The 17,329-nt window shown below is 63.7% G+C and carries 16 protein-coding genes and 1 pseudogene; 6 read left to right on the top strand and 11 right to left on the bottom strand.

The features are described from left to right. Positions 1-8: 8 nt before the first annotated feature. Both HLH45_RS09770 and HLH45_RS09765 read right to left on the bottom strand, forming a co-directional pair. Positions 9-995 (bottom strand): malate dehydrogenase, encoded by a 987-nt coding sequence (locus tag HLH45_RS09770; protein WP_008571655.1) that lies wholly within the window; start codon positions 993-995, stop codon positions 9-11. A 118-nt stretch (positions 996-1,113) separates the two neighbouring features. Next, positions 1,114-1,608 carry a peptidylprolyl isomerase gene (locus HLH45_RS09765; protein ID WP_003486644.1) on the bottom strand — a complete coding sequence of 165 codons (495 nt, stop codon included), beginning with the start codon at positions 1,606-1,608 and terminating at the stop codon, positions 1,114-1,116. A 241-nt stretch (positions 1,609-1,849) separates the two neighbouring features. On the opposite strand from HLH45_RS09765, the gene typA reads away from it, so the two are divergent. The 3 genes from typA (at position 1,850) to HLH45_RS09750 (ending at position 5,920) form a co-directional block, all read left to right on the top strand. Next, positions 1,850-3,679, top strand: a complete 1,830-nt coding sequence (gene typA / locus HLH45_RS09760; protein ID WP_003486646.1) for a translational GTPase TypA — start codon at positions 1,850-1,852, stop codon at positions 3,677-3,679. Between the two features lie 67 nt (positions 3,680-3,746). Further along, positions 3,747-4,166 (top strand): DUF2127 domain-containing protein, encoded by a 420-nt coding sequence (locus tag HLH45_RS09755; RefSeq protein ID WP_008571656.1) that lies wholly within the window; start codon positions 3,747-3,749, stop codon positions 4,164-4,166. Between the two features lie 104 nt (positions 4,167-4,270). After that, positions 4,271-5,920 carry an amidase gene (locus tag HLH45_RS09750; RefSeq protein WP_008571658.1) on the top strand — a complete coding sequence of 550 codons (1,650 nt, stop codon included), beginning with the start codon at positions 4,271-4,273 and terminating at the stop codon, positions 5,918-5,920. Positions 5,921-6,160: 240 nt separating this feature from the next. Here HLH45_RS09750 and HLH45_RS09745 read toward each other — a convergent pair whose 3' ends face one another. Beyond that, positions 6,161-7,288: a mechanosensitive ion channel family protein gene (locus HLH45_RS09745; protein ID WP_008571659.1), complete on the bottom strand. Its 1,128-nt coding sequence runs from the start codon at positions 7,286-7,288 to the stop codon at positions 6,161-6,163. An 85-nt stretch (positions 7,289-7,373) separates the two neighbouring features. Continuing rightward, on the bottom strand, positions 7,374-8,771 hold the full coding sequence (locus HLH45_RS09740; protein WP_008571660.1) for a class II 3-deoxy-7-phosphoheptulonate synthase: 1,398 nt from the start codon (positions 8,769-8,771) through the stop codon (positions 7,374-7,376). 24 nt (positions 8,772-8,795) lie between these two features. On the opposite strand from HLH45_RS09740, the gene HLH45_RS21635 reads away from it, so the two are divergent. From HLH45_RS21635 to HLH45_RS09730, 3 genes and pseudogenes are all read left to right on the top strand, one after another. Then, complete coding sequence (locus tag HLH45_RS21635; protein WP_008571661.1) at positions 8,796-8,981, top strand: hypothetical protein; 186 nt, start codon at positions 8,796-8,798, stop codon at positions 8,979-8,981. Positions 8,982-9,018: 37 nt separating this feature from the next. Beyond that, positions 9,019-11,142, top strand: coding sequence for a TonB-dependent receptor (locus tag HLH45_RS09735; RefSeq protein ID WP_008571662.1), 2,124 nt, complete (start codon positions 9,019-9,021; stop codon positions 11,140-11,142). Between the two features lie 59 nt (positions 11,143-11,201). Continuing rightward, positions 11,202-11,502 (top strand): annotated as a pseudogene (locus HLH45_RS09730) (hypothetical protein). A gap of 145 nt (positions 11,503-11,647) precedes the next feature. Here HLH45_RS09730 and HLH45_RS09725 read toward each other — a convergent pair. From HLH45_RS09725 to secY, 7 genes are all read right to left on the bottom strand, one after another. Next, a complete protein-coding gene (locus HLH45_RS09725) occupies positions 11,648-12,166 on the bottom strand; it encodes a disulfide bond formation protein B (RefSeq protein ID WP_008571663.1) in 519 nt (172 codons plus the stop codon). Positions 12,167-12,607: 441 nt separating this feature from the next. Next, positions 12,608-12,991 (bottom strand): 50S ribosomal protein L17, encoded by a 384-nt coding sequence (gene rplQ, locus HLH45_RS09720; RefSeq protein WP_003486665.1) that lies wholly within the window; start codon positions 12,989-12,991, stop codon positions 12,608-12,610. Between the two features lie 180 nt (positions 12,992-13,171). Continuing rightward, entirely contained in the window at positions 13,172-14,170 is a 999-nt protein-coding gene (locus HLH45_RS09715; RefSeq protein ID WP_002811635.1) for a DNA-directed RNA polymerase subunit alpha, read from the bottom strand. A gap of 53 nt (positions 14,171-14,223) precedes the next feature. Further along, positions 14,224-14,850 (bottom strand): 30S ribosomal protein S4, encoded by a 627-nt coding sequence (gene rpsD / locus HLH45_RS09710; protein ID WP_002811641.1) that lies wholly within the window; start codon positions 14,848-14,850, stop codon positions 14,224-14,226. Between the two features lie 15 nt (positions 14,851-14,865). After that, complete coding sequence (rpsK, locus tag HLH45_RS09705; protein WP_003486671.1) at positions 14,866-15,258, bottom strand: 30S ribosomal protein S11; 393 nt, start codon at positions 15,256-15,258, stop codon at positions 14,866-14,868. 10 nt (positions 15,259-15,268) lie between these two features. Beyond that, positions 15,269-15,625, bottom strand: coding sequence for a 30S ribosomal protein S13 (gene rpsM, locus HLH45_RS09700; RefSeq protein ID WP_003486672.1), 357 nt, complete (start codon positions 15,623-15,625; stop codon positions 15,269-15,271). A gap of 332 nt (positions 15,626-15,957) precedes the next feature. After that, entirely contained in the window at positions 15,958-17,322 is a 1,365-nt protein-coding gene (secY, locus tag HLH45_RS09695; protein ID WP_008571664.1) for a preprotein translocase subunit SecY, read from the bottom strand. Positions 17,323-17,329 lie beyond the last annotated feature (7 nt).

Raw genomic sequence — 17,329 nt, 5'->3', positions numbered from 1 at the left:
CGAATAACTCAGCCCAGCAGGTGCGCCACGCCGCTGCGCTCTTCTTCCAGCTCGGCCAGGGTCTTGTCGATGTACTTCTGGCTGAAGTCGTCGATCGGCAGATCCTTGACGATGGTGTACTTGCCATTTTCGGTGGTGACCGGGAAGCCGAACATCACGCCTTCCGGAATGCCGTAGGAGCCGTCCGACGGCACGCCCATCGTCACCCACTTGCCGTTGGTGCCCAGCACCCAGTCACGGATGTGGTCGATGGCGGCATTGGCGGCGGAGGCGGCCGAGGACAGGCCACGCGCTTCGATGATCGCTGCGCCGCGCTTGCCCACGGTCGGGATGAAGGTGGAAGCGTTCCACTCCTGGTCGTTGATCGCATCACCGACGGAGGCGCCATCGGCGGTGGCGAAACGATAATCCGGGTACATGGTCGGGCTGTGGTTACCCCACACCGCCAGCTTCTCGATGCCGGCCACCGGCTTGCCGAGCTTGGCCGAGAGCTGGCTCAGCGCGCGGTTGTGGTCCAGGCGCAGCATGGCGGTGAAATTCTTCGGGTCCAGGTCCGGCGCCGACTTCATGGCGATGTAGGCGTTGGTGTTGGCCGGGTTGCCGACCACCAGCACCTTCACGTCGCGCTTGGCGACCTTGTTCAGGGCCGCGCCCTGTGCGGTGAAGATCTCCGCATTGGCCAGCAGCAGGTCCTTGCGCTCCATGCCCGGGCCGCGCGGACGCGAACCGACCAGCAGGGCGATATCAACGTCCTTGAAGGCCACTTCGGCGTCGTCGGTACCGACCATGCCGGCCAGCAGCGGAAACGCGCAGTCTTCCAGTTCCATCATCACGCCCTTGAGGGCGGCCTGGGCCTTCTCAATCGGCAGTTCAAGCAACTGCAGAATGACCGGCTGGTCCTTGCCCAGCATTTCGCCGGAAGCGATGCGGAACAGCAGGGCATAGCCGATCTGGCCGGCAGCGCCGGTCACAGCAACACGAACAGGTGCTTTCATGGGGTGTTTCCTCTGCTAAAAAACGTTGGTGGGGGTCGCACGCTGGCGGGGCGCAGGGCCTGGCGGCGCGCGTTGACAAGCGAACGGCCGCACATGGCGGCCGTTCGACGGGATGCGATCAGGCGGCGAGGATCTTGTTCCACTCCGCAACGCGGTCGGCCTTGGCGGCCAGCACGGCGTCGGTGTCGCCTTCGATGGTGAGCGTGTTGATGGTGTCGCCCTGGGCAACGCTATCGACCACGTCCAGGCCCTGGGTGACCTTGCCGAACACGGTGTGCTTGCCGTCCAGCCACGGGGTGGCGGTGTGGGTGATGAAGAACTGGCTGCCGTTGGTGTTCGGGCCGGCATTGGCCATGGACAGCACGCCGCGCTCATGGCCGACGCCATTGTTGGTCTCGTCTTCGAAACGGTAGCCCGGGCCGCCGCGGCCGGAACCTTCCGGGCAACCGCCCTGGATCATGAAGTCGGCGATGACGCGATGGAAGCTCAGGCCGTTGTAGAAGCCGCGCTTGGCCAGGTTCACGAAGTTGGCAACCGTCAGCGGGGCCTTGTCCGGGTACAGCTCGACGACGATCGGGCCGCGGGAGGTGTCGAAAGTGGCGATCAGGGACATAGAAATCCTTGCAGGTTCTGGGGTGATCAATAGCCCGCTAGGATACACCCGGGTGCGTGGCCGGCCGCATGGGTACGACCATCGTTCAACGCTCCCGCCCGCCCGGCGCGCGGCCCGTCACGCTCGCTGAATGGGCGATCTGAATCGACTCCGGGCAATCGGCAACGGCAGCGCAACGAAACCGCTATAATGTCGGGCTTACCTCATCTCAAGACTGGCGCCAGACAGGGGCCCTTTCCGCATGTCTATCGAAAAACTCCGCAATATCGCCATCGTCGCGCACGTCGACCATGGCAAGACCACCCTCGTTGACTGCCTGCTGAAGCAGTCCGGCACCCTGTCCGAACGCACCGTGTTGGCTGAACGCGTGATGGACAGTAACGACCAGGAAAAGGAACGTGGCATCACGATCCTGGCCAAGAACACCGCCATCACCTGGCAGGGCAACCGCATCAACATCGTCGACACCCCCGGACACGCCGACTTCGGTGGCGAAGTCGAGCGCGTGCTGTCGATGGTGGACTCGGTGCTGATCCTGGTCGACGCGATGGACGGCCCGATGCCGCAGACCCGCTTCGTGACCCAGAAGGCCTTTGCGATGGGCTTCAAGCCGATCGTGGTGGTCAACAAGATCGACCGTCCCGGCGCACGCCCTGACTGGGTGATCGACCAGGTGTTCGACCTGTTCGACAAGCTCGGCGCCACCGACGAGCAGCTGGATTTCCCGATCGTCTACACCTCCGCACTGAACGGCTACGCCAGCCTGGATTCGGACGTGCGCGAAGGCGACATGACCCCGCTGTACGAAGCGATCATGCAGCACGTCTCGGCCCCGGACGTGGACCCGGACGGCCCGTTCCAGATGCGCATCAGCCAGCTGGACTACAACAACTTCGTCGGCGTGATCGGCATCGGCCGCATCCAGCGCGGCACGTTGAAGAAGAACATGCCGGTCAGCGTGATCGACCGCGAAGGCAAGAAGCGCCAGGGCAAGGTGCTGCAGGTGCTGGGCTTCCTGGGCCTGGAGCGTATTGAGCAGGACACCGCCGAGGCCGGCGACATCGTGGCCATCTCCGGCATCCAGGAACTGACCATCTCTGACACCGTGTGCGCGCTCGATCATCCCGAAGCGCTGCCGGCGCTGACCGTGGACGAACCGACCATCTCGATGACCTTCCAGGTCAACAACTCGCCGTTCGCCGGCAACAAGGACCTGTCCGGCGGCAAGTTCCTGACCAGCCGCCAGCTGCGCGACCGTCTGGACCGCGAGAAAGTGCACAACGTGGCGCTGAAGGTCGAGGAAGGCTCGGACGCCGACAAGTTCCTGGTCTCCGGCCGTGGCGAGCTGCACCTGTCGGTGCTGATCGAAAACATGCGTCGTGAAGGCTACGAGCTGGCCGTGTCGCGTCCGGAAGTGATCATCAAGGAAATCGACGGCAAGTTGATGGAGCCGATCGAGCAGCTGGTGGTGGACATCGAAGAACAGCACCAGGGCGGCGTGATGGAAAAGCTGGGCACCCGCAAGGGCCAGCTGAAGAACATGGAGCCCGACGGCAAGGGCCGCGTGCGTCTGGATTACATGATCCCGGCGCGTGGCCTGATCGGCTTCCAGAACGAATTCCGCACCCTGACCCAGGGCTCGGGCCTGCTGTTCCACGTGTTCGACCACTACGGTCCGAAGGAACAGGGCGCCATCGCCAAGCGCCAGAACGGCGTGATGATTGCCAATGCACCGGGTGCGACCCCGGCATATGCCTTGGGGCCGCTGGAAGAGCGTGGCCGCCTGTTCGCCGCCGAAGGCGACAACGTGTACGAAGGCCAGCTGGTGGGTATCCACTCCAAGGACAACGACCTGACCGTCAACGCGATCAAGACCAAGCCGCTGACCAACATGCGCGCCTCGGGCAAGGACGATGCGATCAAGCTGACCCCAGCGATCAAGTACACGCTGGAACAGGCGCTGGACTTCATCGAGGACGACGAGCTGGTGGAAGTCACCCCGAAGGAAATCCGCCTGCGCAAGAAATTCCTGACCGAAAGCGACCGCAAGCGCGCTGGCCGTTCGGGCTGAGTTGTTGAGCTGACGCGTGAGTAACAAACCCTATAGCCCGGATCCGCGCGCGCATCCGGGACTGCATATGATCGCCTTGCTTGAGGCGGTCAAGGGGACGCTTGCGCTGTTGGCGGCGACGGGCCTGGAAATTCTGGGCCCGCTCCCGCTGCAAAACGCGGTCATCACCCTGATCCGCCGCTTCAACCTGGACCCCGACCACGGCGCACTGCCGTCGTTGCTCAAGACCATCAGCCCCGATGCGGTGCATCTGGCCGCTGCCGCCATGCTGGCCTATGGCCTGCTGCATGTGGTGGAAGCCTGGGGTCTTTGGCGTGCCAAGGCCTGGGCCTCGGTGCTGGGCTGCCTGTCGGCGGCCATCTATCTGCCATTCGATATCTACGCCATCGTGCGTCATCCCGGCTGGACCGCCTGGGGCGTGCTGGCGATCAACCTGCTGGTGGTCGGCGTGCTGGCACGCGACCTGGTGCGACGCCGCCGTCGCTGAGCCTGCCTGCCCGTTGGCGGGCACGTCCTTACGTTGTCACCCCGACGCAGCGCCGTTAGCCTGCGACTTCTCCCCGGGGACGACCATCCATGCGATCCACCCTTTTGTCCTTCGCGCTGCTTGCCGCGCTGTGCGGCTGTGCGCATGCCGATGATCCGTCGCGTTCTGCGGCAGGCGCTGCCGACGCGTCCACCGCCCACCCTCTCAATCTGAGCGAGGCCGACGTGGCCGGCCTGCAGGCGCGCATGGCCAGCGGCCAGAGCAGCAGCCTGCAACTGACGCGCGCGTATCTGCAGCGTATTGCCGGCATCGATCGCGCCGGCCCCAGGCTCAACGCGGTGATCGAACTCAATCCACAGGCCGAAGCCGACGCACGCGCCCTGGATGCCGAACGCAAAGCCGGCCACGTGCGTGGGCCGCTGCACGGCATCCCGGTGCTGCTCAAGGACAATATCGACGCGCTGCCGATGGTCAACAGCGCCGGCTCCCTCGCCCTGGCCGAGTTCCGCCCCGCTCGCGATGCGTTTATGGTGCAGCGCCTGCGCACCGCCGGCGCGGTGATCCTGGGCAAGACCAACCTCAGCGAATGGGCCAATTTCCGCTCCACCCAATCCAGTTCCGGCTGGAGCGGACGCGGGGGGCTCACGCGCAATCCATATGCGCTGGATCGTAATCCCTGCGGCTCCAGTGCCGGCACCGGTGCGGCCATCGCGGCCAGCCTGGCCACCGTCGGCATCGGTACCGAAACCGATGGCAGCATCACCTGTCCGACATCGGTCAACGGCCTGGTCGGGCTCAAGCCGACCGTTGGCCTGATCAGTCGCGACGGCATCATCCCGATTTCTGCCAGCCAGGACACCGCCGGCCCGATGACCCGCAGCGTCGCCGATGCGGCTGCAGTGCTGCAGGCCATCGCCGCACCCGACCCGCAGGACCCCGCCACCGCCAAGGCACCGGCGACCAGCGTCGATTATCTCGCCCACCTGAAACCCGACAGCCTGCGTGGCGCGCGCCTGGGCCTGTTGCGCAACCCGCTGCGCGAGGATCCGACAATCGCCGCGGTGCTCGACCGCGCCGTGCAGACGCTGCGTGCCGCAGGCGCTACCGTGGTCGAGACCGCCCTGGTCACCGATGGCAAGTGGGATGCTGCCGAGCAGATGGTCTTATTGGTCGAATTCAAGGCCGGCTTGAACGCGTATCTGCAGAACCACCACGCGCCTGTGGCGAACCTGGAGCAGTTGATTGCGTTCAATCGCAAGCACGCGCAGCGCGAAATGCCGTACTTCGGACAGGAATTGTTCGAACAGGCGCAGGCAGCGCCCGGTCTCGACGATGCGGGGTATCTGAGCGCGCGCGCCAACGCCAAGCGGTTGGCGGGGCCGGAAGGCATCGACGCAGCCTTGAAGGCAGATCGCCTGGATGCCTTGATCGTGCCCACGACGGGCGCGGCGTGGATCACCACACTCGGCAAGGGCGATACCTTCCCCGGCGCCGGCTATGGTGCCGCGGCGGTGGCCGGCTATCCAAGCCTGAGCGTGCCGATGGGACAGACCCAGGGCTTGCCACTGGGCCTGTTGTTCATGGGCACGGCCTGGAGCGAGCCGCGCCTGATCGAGCTGGCGTATGCATACGAGCAACGCAGCCATGCGCGCTTTACGCCTGGCTATGCGCCGAGTGCGCCGGCTGCGCCAGGTGGGGCCACGTCAGGCACGACACCCGTCGCGCCTGCGCCCGGTTCGCGCCAGCATGATTGACCGCCGCTATACCTGGCGCCCAAGAAGAATGCCCTGGCGGGTGCTTGTGCAACTGCCTGCCGAACACATTCGATGCCGGCAGTTGCGCAACACCACCCGATAAAAGCAGTCCCACAAACGCAACGAGCGTCGCCAGGCGGGCGTGGGCGGCGCGCAAGAACCGCCTGCCCGCGGAATACATGCCGGTTCCGGGCACCGGCCGCACGCGCCTGGCTGGGATGCCGTCGTTTTCTTGGCGCGCTAGATGCTGGCCGCAGGCTCGCCGTCTTCTGCGCCCGGCGAGCGCACGCTCTCCTGTGCAATCGGCTCGGCAGGGCGTGATGGCGTTCTTTCCTGCGTTGCGATTTCGGCGCGCAGCCTCGGCAAGGCATACGCATGCTCGCGGGTCAGGAAATCGATCATGCGTTCGCGCACCAGGCAGCGCAGATCGAAGGCATCGCCGGAATTGCGCGCGCTCACCAGCAGTCGCACCTGGATGGTGTTGTCGCTGGTGTCGGTAATCTGGGTCACGCACACGCGGCCGTCCCATAGCGGTTCGCTGTGGCAGATACGCTCCAGTTCCGCACGTACCGCTGCAATCGGCGTACGGTAATCCAGCCACAGGAACGCGGTGCCGAGCAGATCGGCACTGCTGCGCGTCCAGTTCTGAAATGGGTTTTCAATCCACCAGGTCAGCGGCACCACCATGCGGCGCTCGTCCCAGATCCGCACTACCACGTACGAGCTGCCGATCTCTTCGATGCGGCCCCACTCGCCTTCCACGATCACTACGTCATCCAGGCGAATCGGCTGGGTCAGTGCAATCTGCAAACCGGCGATCAGGTTGCCGAACACCGGTTTGGCCGCGATACCGGCCACCAGCCCGATGATGCCGGCCGACGCCAGCAAGGTCTTGCCGATCTGGCGTACCTGCGGGAAGGTCAGCAGCACCACCGAAATGCCGAGCAAGATCACCGTGCCCATCAGCACGCGGCTCAGCACCCGCGTCTGGGTCTGGATGCGCCGCGCGGTGAGGTTGTCCGACACCTCGATCGGATTGCTGCGCAAGATCGCCGCCTCGCCGGCGGCCACCGCGCGTACCAGCAACCAGGTGACGCAGCCGACGATTCCCAGGTGCAGCAGATGCTGCACCGCTGCCAGCGCCTTGCCGGCCAACGGGGTCGCTTCGGTGGCAACCCCCAGAAACAACAGCGGCAAGATAAACGCCGCCGGTAGCGTGATCACGCGAATGATGCGCGCACGGCGGTAGTCGCGACCCTGCATGCGGCGAAACAGCCACAGCATCAACGACCAGGTGACGATGCCCGCCAGCAGCGAGGCACCGAGCGGAATTGCATATTCGCGGATGACGTTCCAATCGGCAGTCAAACCGTTCCTCCTGTGGGGGGAAAGAGGGATGGCTGCCAGAGCATGCCGCACGCGGCATGAGCATCACGTCATGCGCACACGTTGATCATCCGCCCAGCGGCTGCGAAGCCACCTGTTGTTGCTTGCGCACGATCGCCATCGCAATTTCCAGCGACTGTTCGTAGTTCAGCCGCGGATCCACGCTGGAGCGATACGCCCGTTCCAGATCGCGCTCGGTGAGCTCGCGCGCACCGCCGGTGCATTCGGTGACATCTTCGCCGGTAAGTTCCAGATGCACGCCGCCCAGCCGCGTGCCGGCGGCCGCGTGCAGGTCGAAGGAGGTCTCCACTTCGTTGCGGATATTGTCGAAACGCCGCGTCTTATAGCCATTTCCGGTGCTTTCGGTATTGCCATGCATCGCATCGCACACCCACAGCACCCGCCGCCCGTCGCGCTTGACCGCATCCAGCAACGGCGGCAACTTGTCGGCGATCTGCGCCGCGCCCATGCGATGGATGAAGCTCAAACGCCCGGGCTCGTCCTCGGGATTGAGCACATCGATCAGGCGCAGCAGCTGGTCCGGCTGCACCGACGGCCCCACCTTGATCGCGATCGGGTTACGCACGCCACGCAGGTATTCCACGTGCGCGCCATCCAGCGCGGCCGTCCGCATCCCGATCCACGGGTAGTGCGTGCTGAGATTGAACCAGCCCCACTGACGCGGCACCTGACGGGTCAGGCCTTCTTCGTACGGCAGCAACAACGCCTCGTGCGAGGTGTAGAAATCGATGCGATTGAGGTTGTACACCTCTGCCCCGGACAGCGTTTCCATGAAGCGCACGGCGTCGCCGATCGAGGCAACCATCTTCTGGTAGTCCGCCGCCAGCGGCGAATAGCCCACCCAGTCCAGATTCCAGTATTCGGGGTGATGCAGGTCGGCGAAGCCGCCGTCGATCAACGCGCGCACGAAGTTCATCGTCATTGCCGAGCGCGAATGTGCGGTGATCATGCGGCGCGGATCGGGCACGCGCGCGGCCTCGGTGAAGGCCGGCGCATTGATCACATCGCCGCGATAGCTCGGCAAGGTCACGCCATCGCGCGTTTCGGTGTCGGCCGAGCGCGGCTTGGCGTATTGCCCGGCAAAGCGACCCACCCGCACCACTGGCAAATGCAGGCCGTGCACCAGCACCAGGCTCATTTGCAGCAGCACCTTCAAACGGTTGGAGATGGTGCCCGATTCGCAATCGCTGAAATTTTCAGCGCAATCGCCACCCTGCAGCAGGAAGCGCTTGCCTTCCTGCGCTTCGGCCAGCTGGCGCTTGAGCGCAAAGATTTCCCACGAGGTCACCAGCGGCGGCAGCCGCCCCAGCTCGTGCATGGCCGCCTGCAGCGCGTTCTCATCCGGGTACACCGGCAGCTGCAATGCAGGTTTGCCGCGCCAGCTGTCCGGCGCCCACACTGCGGCGGCCGAATCGGTAGCGGAAGTGGCAGCGGAAAGATTCATGAAAGGACTCCTAGGCAGCCTGCGATGTTCGCAGAGCCGGAACGCTACGCAAAGCGCCTGGAGGCCAATGGCACCGAATTGCCGCCGCGTTCGTCCGACGCGCGGTCGCGCGCCGGCCATTTCGACCTGAACAGCAAACAACATCGCCCGTCGAGCCATGACTTTCGACCTACGCTAGCGCTCGCCAAAGCGCTCAACGTTACAAAATAACAACACCCCCTCCCCTCACCCGCCTCGCGAAACTGCCATGACTCCTCGTCTTCTGTCTGCTGCCATCACCGCCGCCCTGCTGGCCGCCCCCATCGGTGCGGCGTTTGCCGCCGATGCCGACTCCGAACGCACGACCGATCTGGACACGGTTAACGTGATCGCCAAGCTCGAGGCGGCGCGCAATGCCCTGTCGCCGGACATCGGCAGCAGCCAATTTGCCATCACCGCTGACGATATCGATCGCCTGCCGCTCGGCGCGGCGACTCCACTCAATCAGGTCCTGCTGCAGGCGCCGGGCGTGGTACAGGATTCCTACGGCGGCATTCACGTCCGCGGCGACCACGCCAACCTGCAGTACCGCATCAACGGGGTGATGATTCCCGAATCCATCTCCGGTTTCGGCCAGAGTCTGGAGCCGCGCATCATCAAGAACCTCAAGCTGCTCGATGGTGCGCTGCCGGCGCAGTTCGGGGACCGCACCGCAGCCGTGGTCGACATCACCACCAAGAGCGGTGCCGAACTCGGCAATGGCGGCAGCGTCGGCATCACCGCCGGCTCATTCGGCACCATCAACCCCAACGCCTCGCTGTGGGGCAGCAGCGGGCGTTGGAGCTGGTTCGTCAGCGGCGATTACGACCAGAACAAGAATGGCCTTGAAAACCCGGTCGACAGCCTCAACCCCATCCACGACAAAACCCATCAGGGCAAGGGCTTCGCCGATCTGACCTACCTGGTCAACGAGAACACCCGTCTCAGCCTGCTGGTCGGCTACGCGAACAACCGCTTCCAGATCCCCAACAATCCGGGGCAGACGCCAGCCTTCGATTACCTGGGTACCACCGATTTCGACTCCTCGCGCCTGGACGAGAACCAGCGCGAAAACACCCGTTTCGGCACCCTGGCCCTGCAAGGCACGCTCGGCGACACCAACTATCAGCTCTCCGCCGGCCAGCGTTACAGCAGCGTCGCCTTCTCCCCCGACGTTGCCGGCGACCTGATCTTCAACGGCATCGCCTCGCAGGTGGACCGCAGCAACCGCGCCAATACCCTGCAGGCGGACTTCGCAACGCCATGGGGCGGCTCGCATACGCTGCGCTACGGCGTATACGGCAATTTCGAACACGCCATCGCCAGCAACAATTCGTATGTCTTCCCCGCCAACGACGACGGCAGCCAGAGCAGCAACGTGCCGCTGTTCATTCCCGACGGCAGCCGTTTCCATGCCAGCACCTACGCGCTCTACCTGCAGGACGAGTGGAAGATCGGCGAAGATTGGACCGTCAATTACGGGTTGCGCGGCGACAAGTACAAGGCCTTCGGCACGACCGAAGGTCAGCTCAGCCCGCGCCTGGGCGTCATCTGGCGCGCCACCGACAGCACCACCGTGCATGCCGGATACGCGCGTTACTTCACCCCGCCGGCCAGCGAGCTGATCTCCACCAGCGACATCGCGCTCTACGACGGCACCACCAACCAGCAGTCGGCCGGTGACGGCCCGACCACGCCACTGAGCGAACGTAGCGACTACTACGACCTGGGCATCTCGCAAGTGGTCACCGACCATCTGACGCTTGGCCTGGACACCTATTACCGCAAGGCCGACCGGCTGCAGGACGAAGGCCAGTTCGGTGCCGCCTATATCTATTCCACCTTCAATTACCGCTATGGCCGCATCCGCGGCGCCGAATTCAGCGCCGACTACACCAACGGGCCAGTGACGGCATATTTCAACCTCGCCTACAGCAAAGCCATGGGCAAGCGGGTCATGACCAGCCTGTACAACTTCGATCCGGATGCGCTGGCCTACACCTACGACAACTGGATCCACCTGGATCACGATCAGAAGCTGACCTCGTCCGGCGGCATCAACTACGCCTTCAGCGAAGGCAGCAAGGTCGGCCTCAACTATCTGTTCGGCAGCGGATTGCGCACCGATACCGACACCGTGCCCAACGGCGCCTCGCTTCCGTCGTACTTCCAGTTGAATGCCAGCGTCGGCCACGACTTCGACGTCAATACGCATCCGCTGCATGTGCAACTGGCCGCGGTCAATGTCCTCAACCGCAGCTACCAGTTGCGCGATGGCGGCGGTATCGGCGTCTTCGCGCCGCAGTGGGCGCCGCGCCGCGGCGTCTATGTGAGCCTGCAGCAGGACTTCTGACGCGGTGCAAGGCAGCGAATGGACCGGAACAATACCGGCCCATTCGTTGCCGAAGTCCGATGACCAAGCCTGCAGCACGGCTGGCCACGCTGCGGACCGCCTGCATGGCTGATGCGCATCGTTTGGCAGACACGTAAATATCGGCTTATCGATTGAAGCAATGCCGCGATCCACCAGCGCTAGCCAGCGGAAAGAGCCAGGAATCAGTCACGTCTTCAATGTCGTTCTTGGCGCTCGCGGTCGACACGCCGCAGACGCATGCAAGCGGCAGCAACGGCATCCAGTATCAATGCCAGGAAGCAGACGCGTCGAGCAAGCGCAGCGCAGGGCGGGCGCCTTGCGACGAATCAAGCCGCCTGACCTGCAGCGGATCAGGCGGCCCTTCAACCGCAAACCGCGCAGCAGCCTCGCCTGAGCAGCGCACAGCGCCCGTTGCCCATCACGATCCCACTGCACGCCTACAAGGCTGCCGCAGGGCTTTGCGAGCCGCTAGACCTGTCATGCGTCAGTGATGAACCGAGCTACGCCGCGCCTTGAAGCCCGCGTACAGCGCCCACAGCGCCAACCCCACGAACCACACCATGCTCCACATGGGCATGCTCAACCCGAGGAAGCGCCAATCGATATTGCCGCAATCGCCGGTGCCGGTCAGCACGGTGCGGAACACCTCGAAGGGCCCCATGGTCTCGCTCAGAAAGCTCAACGGCGGCCCGCACGAAGACATCATGTCCTTGGGCCGGATCTGCACCCACACATGCCGCGCAGCGATGCCCATGCCCACGCCCGCGGCGATGAAACTCAAGACCCCATAGACCTTGCGCCCGGCGGCGGCACGCGGCCCATGCAGCGCGCCGAGCAGAAAAAACACGGCCAGCGCCGCGAAGGCGATCCGTTGGAAGATGCACAGCGGGCAAGGCTCCAGGCCCAGATGCAACTGCACATAGATCGCGTAAGCCAGCAATCCTGCGCATGCAAGAAAGCCCAGCAGAAACTGCGCCCGGAAACTCCAGCGAAATGGATTCATCGTCACTGCTTGCCTTGGGTCAAGTCGTCGATTATCAGCCATCGCCACGGCCGTGACCACGCATGACTGAGCGGGCAGTCCAATCGCGCGAGCGCCTGGTGCTTGTGCGCTGCAGCGCCGCGGCGACACGGGGTGACACGCATGCGATGTCCGAAAGACCAGGGCCCACCGCACGCCCACCCGCGAGCGGCAATCCAGAGCCCGCAAGCCGTCGTCGACCAGCCGGAAGGAGATTGCAATTGGCCGAGCAAGCGGCAGCGCCTGCACTGGCACATAGGCTTTGGCGACGTCGCCCTGCTTGCTGCGTAACGCACACATCCACGCGCACGCACGCGTGCCCGTGCAGTCGACAGCCGTCGGCAGACACGCAGTTTCGAGCAGCCAACAAAAAAGCCCGGCGTCAGCCGGGCTTCTTCGAGAATCTGTGCAGCAGCGATCCGATTACTCGGCCACTTCTTCGGCGACGACCGGACGGTCGACCAGCTCGACATACGCCATCGGCGCATTGTCGCCGGCACGGAAGCCGGCCTTCAGGATGCGCAGGTAGCCGCCGGGACGGGTCGCGTAACGCGGGCCCAGTTCGACGAACAGCTTGCCCACGGCTTCCTTGTCGCGCAGGCGAGCGAACGCCAGACGACGATTGGCAACGCCATCGACCTTGCCGATGGTGATCAGCGGCTCGGCGACGCGACGCAGTTCCTTGGCCTTCGGCAAGGTGGTCTTGATCAGCTCGTGCTTGAACAGCGAGGCGGCCATATTGCGGAACATGGCTTCGCGATGCGCGCTGGTGCGGTTGAACTTACGGCCGGATTTCTGGTGACGCATGAGTATGGTTTCCTAGGGAATGTTGAGACTGCTTGAGAAACGTTGTCGCCATCCTGGCGCTGTTGAATGGACTGCGGTTGGTCCGAGCCGGCCGTCCTTGAACCGGATGTCATCGCAGGCTTTAACCCGTCGATGTAGAAAACAAACATGGGCGCCCGAAGACGCCCATGCCTTGATGCATTAACCAAGCATGCCGTGCTGGGCGACACCGGCCGGCGGCCAGTTCTCCAGCTTCATGCCCAGCGCAAGGCCGCGCTGTGCCAGCACTTCCTTGATTTCTGTCAGCGACTTCTTGCCCAGATTCGGGGTCTTGAGCAGCTCGACTTCGGTCTTCTGGATCAGATCGCCGATGTAGTAGATGCTCTCGGCCTTGAGGCAGTTGGCCGAACGCACGGTCAGCTCAAGGTCGTCGATCGGGCGCAGCAGCACCGGATCCACGCCGCTGGCAGCCGGCTTGGCCGCACCGCGATCGCGGTGGGTGAAATCGCCGAACACCGACAGCTGATCGCTGAGGATGTCGGCGGCGGTGCGCACGGCTTCCTCGGCATCGATCGTGCCGTTGGTTTCGATATCGATGACCAGCTTGTCGAGGTCGGTACGCTGTTCGACGCGCGCAGCTTCCACGGCGTAGGCAACGCGACGCACCGGCGAGAACGACGCATCCAGCATCAGACGACCGATGGTGCGGGTCTCTTCATCCGGGCGACGACGCGCAGCAGCCGGCTGGTAGCCAAAGCCACGCTCGATCTTCAGGCGCATGTTCAATGCGGTGTCTTTGGTCAGGTGGCAGATCACGTGGTCGCCGTTGATGATCTCAACGTTGTGATCGGTCCTGATGTCTGCCGCAGTGACCGTACCCGGACCCTGCTTGGACAACGACAGCGTGGCGCTGTCGCCACTGTGCATACGAATCGCCACGTCTTTCAGGTTCAGCAGGACGTCAAGCACGTCTTCCTGCAAACCTTCCACCGTGGTGTACTCGTGCAGCACGCCGTCGATCTCGACCTCGGTGATCGCAAAACCGGGGATCGACGACAACAACACACGACGCAGGGCATTGCCCAGCGTGTGCCCGTAACCGCGCTCCAAGGGTTCGATCACGACCTTGGCGCGGTTGTCGGTAAGACGTTCGATCTGCGGACCACGGGGGCGCAGAACCTGGTTGGCGGTAACCGTCATGTTGCGGGGTCTCCTGCGAACCTCCGGCAGTACCGGAGGTTCTCCAATGTGAATTACTTCGAATACAACTCGACGATCAGCGCTTCGTTGATATCCGAAGGCAGGTCAGCGCGATCCGGAACGGCCTTGAACACGCCGCTGAACTTCTTCGAATCGACTTCAACCCACGACGGCGTCATGTCGTGCTGCTCAGCCACGGTCAGGGCTTCCTGCACGCGAAGCTGCTTCTGTGCCTTTTCCGACAGCGTGATCGCATCGCCAGCCTTGATCTGGTACGAGGCCAGATTCACCGACTTGCCGTTGACCAGCACGCCACGGTGCGACACCAGCTGGCGCGCGGCCGGACGGGTGACGGCAAAGCCCATGCGGTAGCAGACGTTGTCCAGACGGGTTTCCAGCAACTGCAGCAGGTTCTCGCCGGTGTTGCCCTTCTTGGTCGAGGCCTTCTTGTAGTAGTTGCGGAACTGACGTTCCAGCAGACCGTAAATACGCTTGACCTTCTGCTTTTCGCGCAGCTGGGTGGCGTAGTCGGAGAGCTTGCCCTTGCGAGCCGCACCGTGCTGGCCGGGCTTCTGCTCAAGCTTGCACTTGGAGTCCAGCGCACGCGCCGGGCTCTTGAGGGAAAGGTCGGCGCCTTCGCGACGCGCGAGCTTACAGGTAGGACCGATATAACGAGCCATTTCTTATCGCTCCCTTTAGACGCGACGCTTCTTCGGCGGACGGCACCCGTTGTGCGGGATTGGCGTCACGTCGATGATGTTGGTGATCTTGTAGCCCACGTTGTTCAACGAACGCACGGCCGACTCACGGCCCGGACCCGGACCCTTGATACGCACTTCCAGCGACTTCACGCCGTAATCGAGCGCAGCGCGGCCAGCCTTCTCGGCGGCAACCTGGGCAGCGAACGGGGTCGACTTGCGCGAACCACGGAAACCGGCGCCGCCGGACGTAGCCCACGACAGCGCGTTGCCCTGGCGATCGGTGATGGTGACGATGGTGTTGTTGAACGAAGCGTGGACGTGAGCGACGCCGTCAGTGATGACGCGCTTGATCTTCTTCTTCGTTTTCTTTTCTGCTGGCTTGGCCATGATCTATCCCTTACTTCCTGATCGCCTTGCGCGGACCCTTACGGGTGCGGGCGTTGGTACGGGTGCGCTGACCACGCAGCGGGAGACCACGGCGATGACGCAGACCGCGATAGCAGCCCAGGTCCATCAGTCGCTTGATCGCGATACCGATTTCGCGGCGCAGGTCGCCTTCGACGACATACTTGCCGACTTCGGCGCGCAGGCGCTCGATTTCGGGTTCGGACAGATCACGAATCTTCGTGGTCGAGGTAACGCCTGCGGATTCGCAGAGCTTCTTCGAACGGGTACGGCCGATGCCGTAGATGCTTTGCAACCCGACCCAGACGTGCTTCTGGGCTGGCAGGTTGACGCCTGCAATACGCGCCATGACGCGATTCTCCAACTGAGTGATGGCCCGACAGCGCCCAGGCGCCATCCGGCAGGATGGATCAAAAGTGAACTCGGGATTATAGCAAGGCCTCGGATTGCTTTGAAGCCCGTGGAACCAGAGGTTCCATGGACCCGGCGTGGGGAGTGTGCCCTCGCTCCGGCGCCGGACGATGTTGATCCAGAAAACTGCTCCGAATCGCCTGTGCTACTCCCGCACAGGACCACCCCGTCACACCCGCGCGCGAGACGTCGCGCGAGCCGCCCTTCTGATCGGAAGATCGTGGCCCGGGAACCGGGCCGTCTTCACGCAATGAAGATCTAGTGTACCACTTAACCGCGCGCAAGACCGCCGCGCGAGCCGCCCTTGAGGTTGGCCTTCTTCAGCAAGCTCTCATACTGGTGCGACATCAGATGCGCCTGAATCTGCGCAATGAAGTCCATCACCACGACCACTGCGATCAACAGCGAGGTGCCGCCGAAGTGGAACGAGGTGCCGAGCTGCGTGCGCATGATTTCCGGCAACAGGCACACGATCACCAGGTACAGCGAACCGGCCGCGGTCAGACGCGTCAGCACGCCATCGACGTAGTCGGCGGTGGCCTTGCCAGGACGGATGCCCGGAATCAGCGCGCCCGACTTCTTGAGGTTGTCGGCGGTTTCCTGCGAGTTGAACACCAGCGCAGTGTAGAAGAACGCAAAACCGATGATCAGCGCAGCGAAGACCAGCATGTGCACCGGCTCACCGGGCCCAAGCGCGTTGGCGATCTTCTGCAGCCAAGACCCCACCCCACCCGACGCCGCCTGGCCCGACCACATCGACAGTGTCGCCGGGAAAGCGAGGATGCTGGACGCAAAGATCGGCGGAATCACGCCGGCCATGTTGAGCTTGAGCGGCAGGAACGAGGTCTGGTTCATGTACGCATTGCGACCGCCCTGGCGGCGCGCGTAGTTGACCGTGATCCGGCGCTGCCCCCGTTCGACAAATACGACGAACAGCGTGAACGCCAGAATCGTGATGACGATCAACAGCAGCGAAATGAAGCTCAGATTGCCTTCGCGAAAAGCTTCGACCGTCTGGATGGCCGCCGACGGCAGGCCAGCCACGATGCCGGCAAAGATGATCAGCGACACGCCGTTACCGATGCCGCGCTCAGTGACCTGCTCGCCTACCCACATCAGGAAAATGGTGCCAGCGGTCAATGCGATCACCGCGGTGAGCACGAAGCCCATGCCCGGCGCATACACCACCGGAGCGCCACCGGGCGCGGTCTGGTTCTGCAGTGCCAGCGCGATACTGCCGCCCTGCACCACAGCCAGCAACACCGCACCGATGCGCGAATATTGGGTGATCTTGCGTCGACCCGACTCGCCTTCCTTCTGCATCGCCTTGAGGGCGGGAAAGATATGCGTGGCCAACTGGATCACGATCGACGCCGAGATGTACGGCATCACGTTCAACGCAAAAATACTGAAACGGTGCAGGGCGCCGCCCGAGAACATGTTGAACATGTCCACGATGCCGCCGCCCTGCGCCTGCATCAACGAAAGCATGGCATCGGGATTCACGCCCGGCACCGGCACATAGCAGCCGATGCGATAGACGATCAATGCCCCGAGGACGAACAGTAGCCGCTGGCGAAGTTCCGTGAACTTGCCGAGCCCGCCACCGAGGTTACCAATGCCAGCCTGCGCCATCTGCCGA

Source organism: Xanthomonas euvesicatoria, from assembly GCF_013112235.1.
GTDB classification, from domain to species: Bacteria; Pseudomonadota; Gammaproteobacteria; order Xanthomonadales; family Xanthomonadaceae; genus Xanthomonas; species Xanthomonas euvesicatoria.
The sequence above is the reverse complement of the archived record's forward strand: the minus strand, read 5'-3'. Positions and strand labels throughout refer to the sequence as shown.

Coding starts and splice junctions, on each gene's coding strand:
- HLH45_RS09770 (WP_008571655.1), bottom strand. CDS start 995: ATGAAAGCACCTGTTCGTGTTGCTGTGACCGGCGCTGCCGGCCAGATC.
- HLH45_RS09765 (WP_003486644.1), bottom strand. CDS start 1,608: ATGTCCCTGATCGCCACTTTCGACACCTCCCGCGGCCCGATCGTCGTC.
- typA (WP_003486646.1), top strand. CDS start 1,850: ATGTCTATCGAAAAACTCCGCAATATCGCCATCGTCGCGCACGTCGAC.
- HLH45_RS09755 (WP_008571656.1), top strand. CDS start 3,747: ATGATCGCCTTGCTTGAGGCGGTCAAGGGGACGCTTGCGCTGTTGGCG.
- HLH45_RS09740 (WP_008571660.1), bottom strand. CDS start 8,771: ATGAATCTTTCCGCTGCCACTTCCGCTACCGATTCGGCCGCCGCAGTG.
- HLH45_RS21635 (WP_008571661.1), top strand. CDS start 8,796: ATGTTCGCAGAGCCGGAACGCTACGCAAAGCGCCTGGAGGCCAATGGC.
- HLH45_RS09735 (WP_008571662.1), top strand. CDS start 9,019: ATGACTCCTCGTCTTCTGTCTGCTGCCATCACCGCCGCCCTGCTGGCC.
- HLH45_RS09725 (WP_008571663.1), bottom strand. CDS start 12,166: ATGAATCCATTTCGCTGGAGTTTCCGGGCGCAGTTTCTGCTGGGCTTT.
- rplQ (WP_003486665.1), bottom strand. CDS start 12,991: ATGCGTCACCAGAAATCCGGCCGTAAGTTCAACCGCACCAGCGCGCAT.
- HLH45_RS09715 (WP_002811635.1), bottom strand. CDS start 14,170: ATGACGGTTACCGCCAACCAGGTTCTGCGCCCCCGTGGTCCGCAGATC.
- rpsD (WP_002811641.1), bottom strand. CDS start 14,850: ATGGCTCGTTATATCGGTCCTACCTGTAAGCTCGCGCGTCGCGAAGGC.
- rpsK (WP_003486671.1), bottom strand. CDS start 15,258: ATGGCCAAGCCAGCAGAAAAGAAAACGAAGAAGAAGATCAAGCGCGTC.
- rpsM (WP_003486672.1), bottom strand. CDS start 15,625: ATGGCGCGTATTGCAGGCGTCAACCTGCCAGCCCAGAAGCACGTCTGG.
- secY (WP_008571664.1), bottom strand. CDS start 17,322: ATGGCGCAGGCTGGCATTGGTAACCTCGGTGGCGGGCTCGGCAAGTTC.